The organism is Kocuria sp. ChxB (assembly GCF_044359605.1).
Classification (GTDB): Bacteria; Actinomycetota; Actinomycetes; order Actinomycetales; family Micrococcaceae; genus Kocuria; species Kocuria rhizophila.
On sequence record NZ_CP121123.1, the window covers coordinates 1,233,970 to 1,247,977 of the forward strand.

12 protein-coding genes are annotated in these 14,008 nt (G+C 70.4%); 3 read left to right on the plus strand and 9 right to left on the minus strand.

What is annotated here, in order from left to right; genetic code table 11:
- Window positions 1-56: 56 nt before the first annotated feature.
- The 3 genes from P8S73_RS05420 to P8S73_RS05430 form a co-directional block, all read right to left on the minus strand.
- Window positions 57-1,700, minus strand: a complete 1,644-nt coding sequence (locus P8S73_RS05420) for a DEAD/DEAH box helicase (protein WP_121566321.1) — start codon at window positions 1,698-1,700, stop codon at window positions 57-59.
- Window positions 1,701-1,886: 186 nt separating this feature from the next.
- Window positions 1,887-2,639 (minus strand): SDR family NAD(P)-dependent oxidoreductase, encoded by a 753-nt coding sequence (locus P8S73_RS05425; protein WP_121566320.1) that lies wholly within the window; start codon window positions 2,637-2,639, stop codon window positions 1,887-1,889.
- A gap of 149 nt (window positions 2,640-2,788) precedes the next feature.
- The gene (locus P8S73_RS05430) at window positions 2,789-3,568 is read right to left on the minus strand and encodes a type 1 glutamine amidotransferase domain-containing protein (protein WP_396350550.1); all 780 of its coding nucleotides are present in this window, start codon (window positions 3,566-3,568) and stop codon (window positions 2,789-2,791) included.
- A gap of 205 nt (window positions 3,569-3,773) precedes the next feature.
- Here P8S73_RS05430 and P8S73_RS05435 point away from each other — a divergent pair, with 205 nt between their 5' ends.
- Complete coding sequence (locus P8S73_RS05435) at window positions 3,774-4,172, plus strand: DoxX family membrane protein (protein WP_019310009.1); 399 nt, start codon at window positions 3,774-3,776, stop codon at window positions 4,170-4,172.
- 167 nt (window positions 4,173-4,339) lie between these two features.
- Complete coding sequence (locus tag P8S73_RS05440) at window positions 4,340-5,848, plus strand: sodium:alanine symporter family protein (RefSeq protein WP_059281724.1); 1,509 nt, start codon at window positions 4,340-4,342, stop codon at window positions 5,846-5,848.
- A 13-nt stretch (window positions 5,849-5,861) separates the two neighbouring features.
- Here the strand turns inward: P8S73_RS05440 and P8S73_RS05445 are convergent, their stop codons facing one another.
- The 4 genes from P8S73_RS05445 to P8S73_RS05460 form a co-directional block, all read right to left on the minus strand.
- A complete protein-coding gene (locus tag P8S73_RS05445) occupies window positions 5,862-6,719 on the minus strand; it encodes a D-hexose-6-phosphate mutarotase (protein WP_059281723.1) in 858 nt (285 codons plus the stop codon).
- Window positions 6,720-6,781: 62 nt separating this feature from the next.
- On the minus strand, window positions 6,782-8,242 hold the full coding sequence (locus P8S73_RS05450) for an amino acid permease (RefSeq protein ID WP_059281722.1): 1,461 nt from the start codon (window positions 8,240-8,242) through the stop codon (window positions 6,782-6,784).
- A 218-nt stretch (window positions 8,243-8,460) separates the two neighbouring features.
- The gene (locus tag P8S73_RS05455; RefSeq protein ID WP_059281721.1) at window positions 8,461-9,927 is read right to left on the minus strand and encodes a sodium:alanine symporter family protein; all 1,467 of its coding nucleotides are present in this window, start codon (window positions 9,925-9,927) and stop codon (window positions 8,461-8,463) included.
- A gap of 192 nt (window positions 9,928-10,119) precedes the next feature.
- Window positions 10,120-11,370 (minus strand): multidrug effflux MFS transporter, encoded by a 1,251-nt coding sequence (locus P8S73_RS05460; RefSeq protein ID WP_059281720.1) that lies wholly within the window; start codon window positions 11,368-11,370, stop codon window positions 10,120-10,122.
- Between the two features lie 100 nt (window positions 11,371-11,470).
- On the opposite strand from P8S73_RS05460, the gene trmB reads away from it, so the two are divergent.
- Complete coding sequence (trmB, locus tag P8S73_RS05465; protein WP_059281719.1) at window positions 11,471-12,301, plus strand: tRNA (guanosine(46)-N7)-methyltransferase TrmB; 831 nt, start codon at window positions 11,471-11,473, stop codon at window positions 12,299-12,301.
- A 162-nt stretch (window positions 12,302-12,463) separates the two neighbouring features.
- On the opposite strand, the gene P8S73_RS05470 is transcribed toward trmB, so the two are convergent.
- Together P8S73_RS05470 and P8S73_RS05475 are read right to left on the minus strand one after the other, a co-directional pair.
- Window positions 12,464-12,970, minus strand: coding sequence for a heat shock protein transcriptional repressor HspR (locus P8S73_RS05470; RefSeq protein WP_059281718.1), 507 nt, complete (start codon window positions 12,968-12,970; stop codon window positions 12,464-12,466).
- A gap of 1 nt (window position 12,971) precedes the next feature.
- A complete protein-coding gene (locus P8S73_RS05475; protein WP_059281717.1) occupies window positions 12,972-13,994 on the minus strand; it encodes a DnaJ C-terminal domain-containing protein in 1,023 nt (340 codons plus the stop codon).
- Between the last annotated feature and the right edge of the window lie 14 nt (window positions 13,995-14,008).

The following is a 14,008-nucleotide window of genomic DNA, read 5'->3' on the forward strand; positions in this document are numbered from 1 at the left end:
AGAACCCCCGGCTCGATGACGTCGAGCCGGGGGTTCTGCTGTGGTGCACCGGGGTGTCAGCGCGCCGACTGCCCCGAACGGTTGTTCGCACGACGCCGCTGCGCCGCGGCCATCGCACGGTCCGGCACCTGACCCGCCGACTGGCCACGCTGGGCGGAGCCACCGCGGGAGGAACGGGAGGATGCCGTGCGCCCGGAACCGGACCCGGCGGCGTCGCCGGAACCGCGACGCGGGGACGAGGACCGGCCGCCGCCGTTGCGCGCGGGAGCCCCGCCGCGGGCGGAGTCGGTGCGACCGCCGCCCGAGCGTCCACCGCTGCGACCGGAACCCTGACCCGCGCCCTGCTCGGAGCGCTGGGCGGAGCCCTGGCCGGAACGCTGGGCACTGCCACGTCCACCACCGGAGCGGCCACCGCCCTGACGGGAGCCGCCGGAGCGGCCACCCGAGCGTCCGGTGGAGCGGCCGCCCGAACGGTTGCCGCCGCCGTTCTGCTGAGTGGGAGCCGGTGCGTAGGCCACGAGCTCGGCCCGCTCGCCCACGAGCTCCCTGACGATCTCGGAGTCCGGTGCCACCTCGTCCACGCGGGGCGTGACGCCGGCCTTCTTCATGAGCTTGTTGACGTCCGAGCGCTCCTCGGTGGTGGCGATCGTGATCACGGCACCGGAGGCACCGGCGCGCGCGGTGCGCCCGGAGCGGTGGAGGTAGGACTTGTGTTCGGCGGGCGGGTCGATGTGGACCACGAGCTCGACGTCGTCCACGTGCACGCCGCGGGCGGCGACGTCCGTGGCCACGAGCACGCGCACGTCACCGTCGGAGAACGCCCCGAGGTTGCGGTCGCGGGCACCCTGGGACAGGTTGCCCTGCAGGTCCACGGCGGGGATGCCGGCCTGGCTGAGCTTCTTGGCCATCTTTTTGGCGCGGTACTTGGTGCGCGTGAACATCATGCGCCGGCCCGTGCCGGAGGCGAGCGCCTCGATGAGGGCCTGCTTGTCGTCCGCGTGGGTCACCAGCACCTGGTGGTCCATGGTGGTCACCGCGGCCTGGGCATTGTCCGCCGAGTGCAGCACGGGGTCCCTGAGGAACTTCTTGACCAGCACGTCCACGCCGTTGTCCAGCGTGGCGGAGAACAGCAGCCGCTGCGAGCCCTGCGGGGTCTTGGAGAGGATGCGGGTGACCACGGGCAGGAAGCCCATGTCGGCCATGTGGTCGGCCTCGTCCAGCACGGTGACGCGGACGTCGTCGAGCGTGAGCAGGCCCTGCTTGATGAGGTCCTCGAGACGCCCGGGGCAGGCCACCACGATGTCCACGCCGTTGGCGAGCGCCTTCTCCTGGTGCTTCTGGGAGACGCCGCCGAAGATCACGGTGGTGTTCAGACCCGCGGCCTTGGCGAGCGGGGCCACGGTGCGGTCGATCTGGGTGGCGAGCTCCCGCGTGGGGGCCAGCACCAGGCCAGTGGGGCGGTTCGCGCGGCGGGACACCCGGCTGGAGCCGGGGGCGAGACCCGCGAGGCGGGAGACCAGCGGCAGCGCGAACGCCACCGTCTTGCCGGAGCCCGTGCGGCCACGGCCGAGCACGTCCCGCCCGGCCAGGGAATCGGGGAGGGTCTTCTCTTGGATGGGGAAAGCTTCCGTGATGCCCACGCGGGCGAGATCAGAGGAAAGCGCCTCGGGCACACCGAGGTCTTCGAAAGAATGAGACAAGGAACGTCTTTCAGGGTTGGTCCGCGCAAAACGATTTCACGCGCACGCGCCACACGGGGCGCGGTCTGCGCGCCTAGGACCGGCGCGCCTTCTACCCCGCGCTGTGCACGGGGGAACTGCTCGAGTCTACACCCCACGCGGTGCCCGCACGCGCGAGCCGCCTCACACCCGCCACGACAGCTCGGCTCACACCGCGGTGTACCCGCCGTCCACCAGGTAGTAGGAGCCGGTGATGAAGGAGGCCGCGTCCGAGAGCAGGAACACCGTCAGCTGCGCCACCTCCTCGGGCGTTCCCAGCCGGCCCATGGGGTGCTTGGCGATCAGCTCCGCGAGCACCTGCGGCGGGAGGTTCTTCAGCAGCGGGGTGTCGATGTACGCCGGCCCCACCGCGTTCACGCGGATTCCACGCTGCGCGTAGTCCACGCCGGTCTGCCTGGTGAGCCCCACCAGCCCGTGCTTGGCGGTGGTGTAGGCGCTGTTGCCCACGGTGGTGGCCACCGTGGAGTGGATGGAGCCCACGTTCACGATCGCCCCGCCCCCGTGCTGCTCGATCACCGGCAGCTGGGCGTGCATCCCGTAGGCCACACCGTGCAGGTCGATCGCCACCGTGCGCTCCCACGCCTCGAGGTCGGTCTCCCCGAGCGCCTCGGTCTGCCCGCCCACACCGGCGTTGTTCACGGCGTAGTGCAGCCCGCCGTAGGTCTGCACCGCGAAGTCCACGGCCGCGGCGGCGTCGTCCCTGCTGGAGACGTCCTGCCGGATCCCGGCGGCGTCCCCGCCGGCGGCCATGATGGCCTGCACCACGTCGTCGATCCCCGTGGAGTCCACGTCCGTGACCACCACCTTGGCGCCCTGCCGGGCCAGGTGCATGGCGATTGCCGCCCCGATCCCGGAGGCCGCTCCGGTGACCAGCGCTGTTCGTGAGGTGAACTCTGACATGGGGACTCCTGGGCGTCGATCTCCGTGCGGACGCCCCCAGTCTCACCCGGGGCGGCCACCCCCGGCCAGGGGGTTCACGAATGAGTCAGGGCCGGGGGCGACGCCGCGGCCGTCGCCCCCGGCCCCGCTGCGGACCGTGCCCGGGACGCTCAGTCCTCGTCCTCCGCGGCGGCCTTCTCGGCGTCGTGCTCGGCGCGCAGGTCCTGTGCGGCCTGCTCCTCCTCGGCCTTCTGCTCGCGCACCACCTCGGTGAGCAGCTTGGTCATCTCCTTGGCCACACCGGCCGCGGACTGCGGGTTCTGCCCGGTGACGAGGCGCTCGTCCACCTGGACGTTCTCCTCCCAGTTATCCGCCACCTCGACCGTGGCGCCCTGCTCCTCGAGCTTGTCCTGCAGCAGGTAGGGCACCGTGTCCTTCTTGCCCACTTCCTCCTCCTCGGCGGTGGTGAACGCGGCCACCTTCCGCCCGGAGAGCAGGTTCACGCCGTTGGAGAGCTCCACGTCCACCAGCCCGGACGGGCCGTGGCACACGGCGCCCACCACTCCGCCGGAGTCGTAGACGGCGGCCACGAGCTTCTGCAGCCCCTCGTGGCCGGTGAAGTCCCACATGGTGCCGTGCCCGCCCACCAGGTACACGGCGTCGTACTGGGAGGGATCCACCACGGAGACCTTGGGGGTGTTGTAGAGGGAGGCCTTGGCGGTCTCGTCCTGCGTGAACTCCACCTGGACGGGATCGTCCTCCTGCACGGCGTCCCGCGGTGGCTGACCGCCCGCGATGGAGGCGAAGTCCACGAAATAGCCGGCGTCCCGGAACACCTTCCACGGGTGGGCCGCCTCCGCCACGTTGTAGCCGGTGGCCTCGCCCGTCTCGCCCAGGGTGTCCTGGCTGGTCAGGACCAGGAGGATCTTCTTCATGGTGGTGATGTCCACGGGTTCTCCTTTCGTGAGCGCGCGGTGCGCGCAGCGTGGCACCACCCTAGACAGCGCCGCGCGGACCCGCGCCGGTCGTTCGCTGTGGGCATGGCGCCTGCCCCGACCCCCGGAAAGTCCCCGCTGTTAGCATGTTCAGCGATCCCCGGTGGAGGTGCTCACGCCCCCGCGAGACCCCCGCCGCTCCACGACGAAAGGCTCGATCATGCGCATCTCCAACGCCATCCTGCGCGGTGTCCCCGGCGCCTACCTGCTCCAGTCCGGCTACGGCAAGCTCAGCATGGACGCCCAGTCCGCCGAGGGCCTCCAGCAGTTCGCCGCCACGGGCGTGCCGCAGTTCGCGGAGTGGGACCCCAAGACCTTCGCCACGTTCGTCGCGGGCTCGGAGCTCGCCATCGGCGGTGCGCTGCTCACCCCGTTCGTGTCCAAGCGCCTGGCCGGCGCGGGGCTGCTCGCGTTCAGCGCCGGGCTGCTGTCCATGTACTTCCGCAACCCGCAGATGACCCAGGAGGACGGCATCCGCCCCTCCGAGGCCGGCATCTCCCTCTCCAAGGACGTCTTCCTCTCCGCCATCGGCGCCGCGCTGATGATGCAGAAGAAGTAGTCCCACCCCGTTCCACCACGACGCCGCCCGAGGGCCTTCGCACAGAAGGTCACCGGGCGGCGTCGTCGTTTCCCGTGGGCCACGCGGCCTGTACGCCGCGGAACGGAAGGCGACTGCTAGGTTGGTCACCAATTCGACGTGCCTCTCACGGAAAGTTCCGTACCCCCATGGAATCCCTGCAAAGCAGCTTGGACACCGTTCGCGACCTGATCTGGGGGCCGTGGCTGCTCCTGCCCCTGCTCTTCGGCACGGGCGTCTTCATGACCATCCGCCTGCGCGGCATCCAGCTCCGCCTGTTCACCAAGGCCATGAGCCTGGGGTTCGGGCGCCGCTCCCGCGCGAGCGGCGAGAAGGGGGACATCTCCTCGTTCGCGGCCATGTCCACCGCGCTGGCCGCGACCGTGGGCACCGGCAACATCGTGGGTGTGGCCGCCGCCATCTCGATCGGCGGGCCCGGCGCGCTCTTCTGGATGTGGATCACCGCGCTGTTCGGCATGGCCTCCAAGTACGCGGAGTGCTTCCTGGGCGTGCGCTTCCGCACCCGTGACACCGCGGGCCAGCTCACGGGCGGCCCGCAGGTCTACCTGGCGCGCGGCATCCCCAACAAGTTCGGCCGGTTCCTGTCCGTGATGTTCGCGGTGTGCTGCGTGGTGGCCACGTTCGGGATCGGCAACATGACCCAGGGCAACGCGATCGCCTCCAACCTGGAGCACTCGTTCAGCGTCCCGCCCGTGGCCACCGCGGTCGTCCTGGGCGTGGGCACCGGCCTGGCACTGGTGGGCGGCATCAAGTCGATCGCCAAGGTCACCACGTTCATGGTGCCGCTCATGATCGTGCTGTACATCGGCTTCGGGCTCTACATCATCGGCGTGAACTACCAGGGCATCCCCGAGGCCGTGGGGCTGATCCTCTCCGGTGCGTTCACCCCCATGGGGGCGGCCGGGGGCTTCGTGGGGTCCACGGTGCTCGTGGCCATCCAGATGGGTGCGGCCCGGTCCCTGTTCTCCAACGAGTCCGGGATGGGCACGGCCTCGATCGCTGCGTCCATCGCGCAGACCAGCCACCCCGTGCGCCAGGGCCTGGTGTCCATGACGCAGACGTTCGTGGACACTCTGGTGGTCATCTCCATCACGGGCTTCGTGATCCTGACCACCGGGATGTGGACCGAGGGGGATCCCGCGACCATGACCTCCCGCGCGTTCGCCACCGGGCTGCCCGGCGAGTGGGGCGGCACGATCGTGACGATCTGCCTGGTGCTGCTCGGCTACTCCACGGTGCTCGGCTGGGCCTACTACGGAGAGCGCAACGTGGAGCGGCTCGCGGGCGCCCGCGCGGCCATCGTGTACCGGGTGATCTTCTCGGTCGCGGCCGGCCTGGGTGCCCTGGCACCCCTGGCGCTCGTGTGGACGTTCTCGGACATCATGAACGGGCTCATGGCCATCCCCAACCTGATCGGACTGGTGCTGCTGTCCGGGCTGGTGGTGCGGGAGACCAAGCTGTACCTGGACCACGACCCGACGTTCAACGCCACCACGGAGCAGATCAACGAGTTCATGGGCACCCACCCCGGGGCGCTGGACGCGCAGCTGCACCACACGGTGGACCTCAGCTCCCCGAACCCGGCGCTGTCCGAGACCGGTTCCGCGCCGGGCCCCGCGGCCACCACGGGCCGCTGAGCCGCGGCGTCGCCTACTGCTCGGCGGGGAGCTCCCGCACCTCGACCACCTGGGCGATGGTGTGGGTCTCCCCCGCCGCCAGGCGCACCGGGGAACCCATGACGTTGCCGGCCTCGACACACAGCATGGTCTTCCACTCGTCGTCCGCGAAGTCGCTCATGCCCACGGCCTTGTCCGCCCACGGGTTCCACACCACGGTGCTGTCCGAGCCCTCCTTGCCGATCACGAGCTCACGGCCGAGCGCGGGATCCGCCACGCGCACCTCGCCGCGGTGGGCGAACACGGCGTCGGTCTCCCCCGTGAGACGCAGCTCGCCCTGCTGGACGCGCTGCTCCTTGGCCACCTTGTCGTAGTAGGAGGCGCCCTCCAGCCCGGACACCGTGACCCGCTCGGAGTCCCCCACGTGCAGGTAGGTGTGCAGGGCCTCCTCGACCTCGAAGGTCTCCGAGCCGGTGTTGGTCACGGTGAGCTCCAGGCGGAGCGTGTGCCCGGCGGTCATCCGGAAGCGCGCGGAGAAGTCGTGGGGGAACACCTCGCGCAGCTCCGGTGCGACGTCCTCGGAGGTGAGGGCGAACTCGGCGAACGGGTCGCCCTGCTCGTCCTCGCCCTGCTCGGCGAGCGTCCACTCCGTGATGCGCGCGAAGCCGTGGGCGGGCTCCATGTCCCCGGTGCGGCCGGGGCCGAACCACGGGAAGCACAGGGGCACGCCGCCCCGGATGGCGCGGCCCGTCTCGTTGTACGCGCGGGAGGACACCCACAGCACGGGCTCGTGCCCCTCCGGGGCCCAGGACAGTGCGTGGGCTCCGTAGCTCAGCACCGCTCCGTGGCCGTTGGGGCCGGACAGGGTCAGGGGTTCGGGCAGTCGTGTCATGCCTCCACCTAAGCACGCTCCCCGGTCGTTGCCGAGGAGCACCACGGCAGGTTACCGCCGGGTTACGAATCGCTGGGCGCCGCCGTCTCCGGCTCCGACACCTCCTGCTTGAACCACTCGAAGGCCTGCTGGTGGGACTCCGTGCGGCGCACGAAGAACCAGGAGACCCCCAGCACCGCGAGCCACACGGGCACCGCGACGAGACCGGCGGCCGTCTCGCTGTCCGTGCTCAGCGCCCACACCACGAAGGCGAAGAACGCCATCACCACGAAGCACATGGGCACACCGCCCGGCATCTTGTACTCGGAGGCGGCGTGGCGCTGCGGGAACTTCCGGCGGAAGCTGATGTAGGAGATCAGGATCATGGTCCACACGAAAATGAACAAGGTGGAGGCCACGGACGTGATCAGCGTGAACGCCTCGATGATCGAGTCCCCGGCGTAGAGCACCGGGATGGTCAGCAGCAGCACCAGGGCCGTGAGGAACAGGGCGCGCACGGGGACACCCACCTTGTTCAGCCCCCGGAAGAACCGCGGCGCACTGCCCTCGGCGGAGAGCCCGAACAGCATGCGGGACGTGGAGAACACCCCCGAGTTGGAGGAGGACATCGCGGAGGTCAGCACCACGAAGTTCACCACGGAGGCCGCCGCTCCGAGCCCGGCCAGGGAGAACATGGCCACGAAGGGCGACTGCTCCGGGTCGATCGAACGCCACGGGGTGACCACCAGGATGGCCAGCAGGGAGCCCACGTAGAAGATCAGGATGCGCAGGGGCACGGAGTTGATGGCCCGGGGCAGCGTGGTACGGGGATCGCGCGCCTCGGCCGCGGTGGTGCCCACGAGCTCCACGCCCACGAAGGCGAACACCGCGATCTGGAAGCCCGCGACCACGCCCATGGCCCCGTTCGGGAACCAGCCGCCGTCGTTCCACAGGTTGGACACCTGCGCCACGTGCCCGTCCGGGGACGTGAAGTGCGTGAGGGCCATGACGGCCCCCACCACGATCAGCGCGAGGATGGCCACGATCTTGATGAGCGCGAACCAGAACTCCATCTCCCCGAAGCTCTTCACGCTCATGGCGTTGAGCAGGAACACGATGACCAGCACCGCCACCGTGGGCAGCCACAGCGGCACGGTGGGCCACCAGAACTGCACGTACCCGGTGATGGCCACGAGCTCCGCGATCGCGGTGACGATCCAGCAGAACCAGTAGGACCAGCCCACGAAGAACCCTGCCCAGGGGCCGATCAGGTCCGCCGCGAAGTCCGCGAACGTCTTGTAGTGCAGGTTGGACAGCAGCAGCTCACCCATGGCCCGCATCACGAAGAAGAGGAAGAAGCCGATGGCCATGTAGACGAACACCACGGCGGGGCCCGCCAGGGAGATCGTGCGGCCCGAGCCCATGAACAGCCCGGTGCCGATGGCACCGCCGATCGCGATCAGCTGGATGTGGCGGTTGCTCAGACCTCGGGCGGGTCCGGAGTGGGAGTGGGGCGGCGACACCGCGGTGGAGCTGTTGGTCATGGCTCACGAGGGTACACGGGCATTCCTGGACGTCGTGGCCTGGGGCACACCGCGCCGCGGTGCCTGCCACCGGGTGTGGACGCGCGCCGTGGGAACGCCAAGGGCCCCGTGCCACCCGGAGACTCCGGGGGCACGGGGCCCTGGTGCCGGGCGGGGTCACCGTGCGGAGCACCCCGTTCCGGGGAGGCTTCCGGCGGCGCCACGCCGAGGTGCTGCCGTCAGCGCACGCGGGCCGAGCTCGCGGTCCCCGGCAGCACGTAGCTGTCGATCGCGCCCGGGTGGCCGTCCATGAAGCCGTCGATCTGCAGCTTGGAGGCGCGCAGCTGCGGGTCGTTGCGCAGGTAGTGCTTGGTCTCGCGGGCCACCAGACCGGAGAGGATCACCAGACCGATCAGGTTGGGGATGGCCATGAGACCGTTCATCAGGTCCGCGAAGGACCACACGATCGCCAGGGGCACGCTGCAGCCCACGAACACCACGGCCGAGAAGAACACGCGGTAGGGCATTACCGAGCCGCGCCCGAAGAGCCGCTCCATGCACCGCTCGCCGTAGTAGGCCCAGCCCAGGATGGTGGAGTACGCGAACAGGACGAGCCCGAGGGTCACGATCAGGTGCCCCCACGCCCCGGGGAGGCCGTGGCTGAAGGCGTCGCCGGTCATGGTGGCCGCGAAATCCTCGCCCTGCTCCCACACCCCGGTGGTCACGATCACGAGGCCCGTGCAGGTCACCACCACGATGGTGTCGATGAAGGTCTGGGTCATGGAGACCAGGCCCTGGCGCACCGGGTGGGTGGTCTGCGCCGCTGCGGCCGCAATGGCCGCGGAGCCCATGCCGGACTCGTTGGAGAAGATGCCGCGTGCCACGCCCATCTGCACCACCACCATGATGGCCGAGCCGGTGAACCCGCCCACGGCCGCGTGGCCGGTGAAGGCGGAGGTGAAGATGGTGGCGAACGCGGCGGGCACGGCCTCGATGTTGACCACCAGGATGAACAGGGCGCCCAGCACGTAGAACAGGATCATCACGGGCACCAGCGCGGAGGTCACCTTGCCGATGGACTTGATGCCGCCCACGAGCACCAGCAGGGTCATGACCGCGAGCACGAGACCCGTGATCCACACGGGCACGCCGAAGGACGACTCCACGTTCGCGGAGATCGAGTTGCCCTGGGTCATGTTGCCGATCCCGAAGGACGCGAGCACCGCGGCGATCGCGAAGAACAGGGAGAGGAACTTCCCGAAGCCATTGGGAATGCCGCGGAACAGGTAGTACTGCGGGCCGCCGGAGATCTCCCCCTTGGCGTCCCGGGCGCGGAAGCGCACGCCCAGGAACGCCTCCGAGTACTTGGACGCCATGCCCAGCACACCGGTGACCCACATCCAGAACAGGGCGCCGGGGCCGCCGATCGAGATGGCCGTGGCCACACCCACGATGTTGCCGGTGCCCACGGTGGCCGCGAGCGCGGTGGTCAGGGCCTGGAACTGGGAGACGTCACCGCCGGGGGCGTCCTTGTCCTTGCGCTCGAACAGGGCGAGCCGCAGGGCAGGAATCAGCTTGGTGACCTGCAGCCCCGCCAGCCGGGCGGTCAGCAGGATGCCCGTCCCGAGCAGCAGCGGCATCAGGACGAACGGCCCCCACACGACGCCGTCGATCGTGTCGAGGATGGTCTGGAGCGAATCGAGCATGGAGGTGTCCCTCGTTCGAGCGGGAGGCGCGGAGCCACGGATCAACTGTGAAGCAGGTCACTGCTGGGCACAGTGAACCACATCGCACGCCTGTCCCACCGCCCATTCGGCTTCGTTGCGACGGTGTTGGGCCACGGGTGTCACGGAACGGGCACGAAGACGCCGCGCGGCCGGCCCCCGGCCACGCAGCAGCTACCGCCGGGCCGCGAGCACCAGCCCCAACGAGACCACGGCGCACACCGCCATGCACACGAGCATGGGGACAGCGGTGAACTCTCCCCCGAGCCCCGTGAGCGGCGTGACCGCTCCCGCCATCGCAAACTGTGCCGTGCCCACCACGGCGGCACCCGTGCCGGAGAGCCCCCGGGACTGCGCCCGGCGCTGCGCCAGGGCCACGGAGTTGCCCAGCACAAAGCCCATGCAGGACTGCGCGAGGAAGATCAGCACGAGGGTCGCAGTGCCCACCACGCCCAGCAGTGCGAGCACGAGGTTGAGCGTGGAGAACACCGCGAGCCCGCAGACTCCCGCGAGCAGCAGGGGCTGCGGCGCGCGGGACCCCACGAGCCGTGTGTTGAGGATTCCCGTGGCGATCGACCCGCACGCGTTCACCGCGAAGATCACGGAGTAGCCCAGCGCACTGAACCCCAGCACGTTCTGAACCACGAACGAGGACGCGGAAATGTAGGAGAACAGCGCTCCGAACGCGAAGGCGAACCCCAGGGCGTGGAGGGTGAACCGCCGGTCCCCCACCACCCGCACGGCGTTGCGCAGGATCCGCCCCACCCCTCCCGCGGCGCGCGCGTGACGCGGCAGCGTCTCCGGGATCACGAGCACCGAGCACGCGAGCATCACCGCCCCGAAGACCGCGAGCACCGCGAAGGCGGTGCGCCAGTCCGCCACGGTGGCGATCACCCCTCCCGCGAGCGGGGCCACCACGGGCGCCAGGGAGGTGATGAGCGAGAGCACGGAGTACATCTGTGCGGCCCGGTGTCCGCGGGCGATGTCCGAGACCACCGCGCGGGCGATCACCACACCGGCCGCCCCGGAGATCCCCTGCAGCAGCCGCAGCGCGAGCACCACCCCGATTCCCGGCGCCAGGATGATCCCCACCGACGACAGCAGGAACACCAGGTTGCCGGCCACCATCAGCCGGTGGCGCCCCACCACGTCCGAGAGCGGGCCGAGCAGGAACTGCCCGCCCGCCATGCCCACCATGTAGGCGGTCAGACTCAGCTGGACCAGGCTCACGGGCGTGCCGAACCACTGCGCCATCTCCGGCATGGACGCGAGGTACATGTCCGTGGCCATGGGGCTCACCGCCGAGAGCACACCCAGCGAGCCCACGAGCGCGATCCGGTCCCAGCGCGGCGGCAGCCCCAGCCGGCTGCGGACGGCCCCGGGCCTGCCGGGCGCGGAGGCGTGCGGCTCGTGGTCCTGGGGCATGCGGTTCTCCTGCGCGGCGCGGGTGGCGGGTGGCCCTCCATCGTAGGGTCCGCCCGCCACGCCGTGACCTCCCGTGACGGCCCGCCTAGGATGTTCCTCGATGGAATCCAGCGACCAGACACCCCAGGCTCCCCAGAACGACGCCGCCCTGCCGGCCTCCCCCGCCGACGCTCCCGAGGGCACCGCCACGCCCGCGGCCTTCCACCGCCAGCCGTACTCCTTCGTGCGCCGCGGCGACCGGCTCTCCCCCAAGCGCCAGAAGTCGTGGGACGAGCACGCCGGTGAGTGGGTCCTGGACATTCCCCGCGTCATGACCGACACCTCCGTGGATCCCTCCTACCGGCTCGACCACGAGGCGGTCTTCGGACGGACGGCACCGCTCGTGGTGGAGATCGGCTCGGGGCTGGGTGAGGCGATCGTCGCGCACGCCGCCGCGCACCCGGAGCTGGACCACCTGGCCGTGGAGGTCTACAAGCCCGGCGTGGCGGACCTGCTCATGAAGGCCGCCCAGGCGGGGGTGACCAACGTGCGTGTGGCGCAGGCCAATGCCCCCGAGGTCCTGGAGCACATGCTCGAACCGGCATCGGTCCGCGAGCTGTGGGTGTTCTTCCCGGACCCGTGGCACAAGACCCGCCACCACAAGCGCCGCCTGGTCTCCCCCGGTTTCGCGGAGCTCGCCGCGCGCGTGCTCGAACCGGGCGGACTGTGGCGGCTGGCCACGGACTGGCAGGAGTACGCCGTGGTCATGCGCGAGGTCCTGGACGCCGCAGAGGCCGAGTTCGAGAACGTCCACCCCGGCCCGGCCGCGGACGACGAGCACCCCGACACCGGGTGGGCACCGCGCTGGGACGGCCGGATCCTCACGAGCTTCGAGCGCAAGGCCACCGAGGCCGGGCGCGTCCCCCGGGACCTGACCTACCGGCGTCGCTGACCCGGCGGCGAGAAGAATGCCGACCCGGGCGGTTCGGCCGCTGAGACCACGGATGTGACCCCGTGACCCTCCGCCCGGGATGCCACGGAGTGGGCAGATGCGCAGGAACCCCGCACCAGCTCGTGGTGCGGGGTTCCGTCGTGCCGTGGCACCTCGCTCCACTCAGGACGCGCTGCGGCTGCGCTTCGTCCCGCGTGCGGACGGGGCATCAGTGGCGGCGGTCTCGCGGCCACCGTGCTCCGGCCGGGCCGGGCGGTAGAGCATGAGCGCCTGCGAGACCTTGCGGGGCGCCCGGCGGGTGCCGCGGGCGATCCGCACCACGTCCCCCTCGGAGCCCGCGGTGAAGATCATGTCCCGCTCGCGCCGTGCCTCGCGCTCCCGGTCGAGCTCCTCGCTCAGCTCGGTGACCCGGGACTGCAGCGCCTGCACCTGGTTCTCCAGCTGCATGATGCGCTTGATCCCCTCCAGGGACACCCCCTCCTGGGAGAGCTCCTGGATCTGGCGCAGCTTCTGCACGTCCATCTGGGAGTAGCGCCGTGCCCTGCCGGAGGCGCGGGACGGTGTCACGAGCCCCATGCGGTCGTACTGTCGCAGCGTCTGCGGGTGCATGTCCGCGAGCTCGGCCGCCACCGAGATCACGAAGACGGGCTGGGTGAAGTCGATGGGCATCTCAGACCGCCGCCTCCTCGCTCAGGGACGCACGGGGATCGAAGCCCTCCGTGGCCCGGGCGAACTCGCGCAGGGCCTCCTGCGCGGCGTCGTCGAGATCCGCGGGGAGCTGGACCTGGACGGTGACGATCATGTTGCCCGTGGTGGACCCGGACGTGAATCCCTTGCCCTTCACGCGCATGCGGTGCCCGGAGGACGTGCCCGCCGGGACCTTGAGGTTCACGTGGCCCTCGTCCAGGGTGGGCACCTGAACGGTGGCACCCAGACCGGCCTCGCTCACGGTCACCGGGACCGTGACGTGGACGTCCTGGCCTTCCCGGGTGAAGAACGGGTGCTCCTTGACCTTGACGGTCACGAACAGGTCCCCGTTGCCGCCCGGGCCGGTGTGGCCCTTGCCCGCGATCTTGAGCCGCTGGCCGTCCTTCACGCCCTTGGGCACGCGCACCGTGGTGGTCTGCCCGTTGCCCCGGCGCAGCTTCACGGTGGTGCCGTGGTACGCGGAGCGCAGCGGGATGGTGGTGGTCGTGTGGATGTCCTCGCCCTTGGTGGGCGGGGCCTGGTAGCCGCCGAAACCACCCTGGCCGCCGAAGCCACCACCGGTGCTGAAACGGGTGTCCCCACCCTGGGCACCGCCGAACTGCGCGAACAGGTCCTCGAACCCGCCGCCGCTGGACGTGGTGTAGCGCCTGCGGCCGCCGCCACCGCCGTTGAACAGGTCCCCGAAGATGTCCTCGAAACCTGCACCCCCGGTGCCGCCCGCGGGCCCACCGGCCGTGAAGCGTGCACCCGAGCCCATGGCCCGGATGGCGTCGTACTGCTCACGCTCCTCCGGGTCGGAGAGCACGGAGTTCGCCTCGGTGATGTCCTTGAACTTCTTCTCCGCGGCCGCGTCCCCCGGGTTCTGGTCCGGGTGGTACTTGCGGGCCAGTTTGCGGTACGCCTTCTTGACGTCTTCCGGGGATGCGTCCTTGGAGACGCCCAGGACGCTGTAGAAATCCTTGTCGATCCAGTCCTGACTGGCCATGACGCCTCCTTCCT

Coding starts and splice junctions, on each gene's coding strand:
- P8S73_RS05425 (WP_121566320.1), bottom strand. CDS start 2,639: ATGTCAGAGTTCACCTCACGAACAGCGCTGGTCACCGGAGCGGCCTCC.
- P8S73_RS05435 (WP_019310009.1), top strand. CDS start 3,774: ATGCGCATCTCCAACGCCATCCTGCGCGGTGTCCCCGGCGCCTACCTG.
- P8S73_RS05440 (WP_059281724.1), top strand. CDS start 4,340: ATGGAATCCCTGCAAAGCAGCTTGGACACCGTTCGCGACCTGATCTGG.
- P8S73_RS05445 (WP_059281723.1), bottom strand. CDS start 6,719: ATGACACGACTGCCCGAACCCCTGACCCTGTCCGGCCCCAACGGCCAC.
- P8S73_RS05450 (WP_059281722.1), bottom strand. CDS start 8,242: ATGACCAACAGCTCCACCGCGGTGTCGCCGCCCCACTCCCACTCCGGA.
- P8S73_RS05455 (WP_059281721.1), bottom strand. CDS start 9,927: ATGCTCGATTCGCTCCAGACCATCCTCGACACGATCGACGGCGTCGTG.
- P8S73_RS05460 (WP_059281720.1), bottom strand. CDS start 11,370: ATGCCCCAGGACCACGAGCCGCACGCCTCCGCGCCCGGCAGGCCCGGG.
- trmB (WP_059281719.1), top strand. CDS start 11,471: ATGGAATCCAGCGACCAGACACCCCAGGCTCCCCAGAACGACGCCGCC.
- P8S73_RS05470 (WP_059281718.1), bottom strand. CDS start 12,970: ATGCCCATCGACTTCACCCAGCCCGTCTTCGTGATCTCGGTGGCGGCC.
- P8S73_RS05475 (WP_059281717.1), bottom strand. CDS start 13,994: ATGGCCAGTCAGGACTGGATCGACAAGGATTTCTACAGCGTCCTGGGC.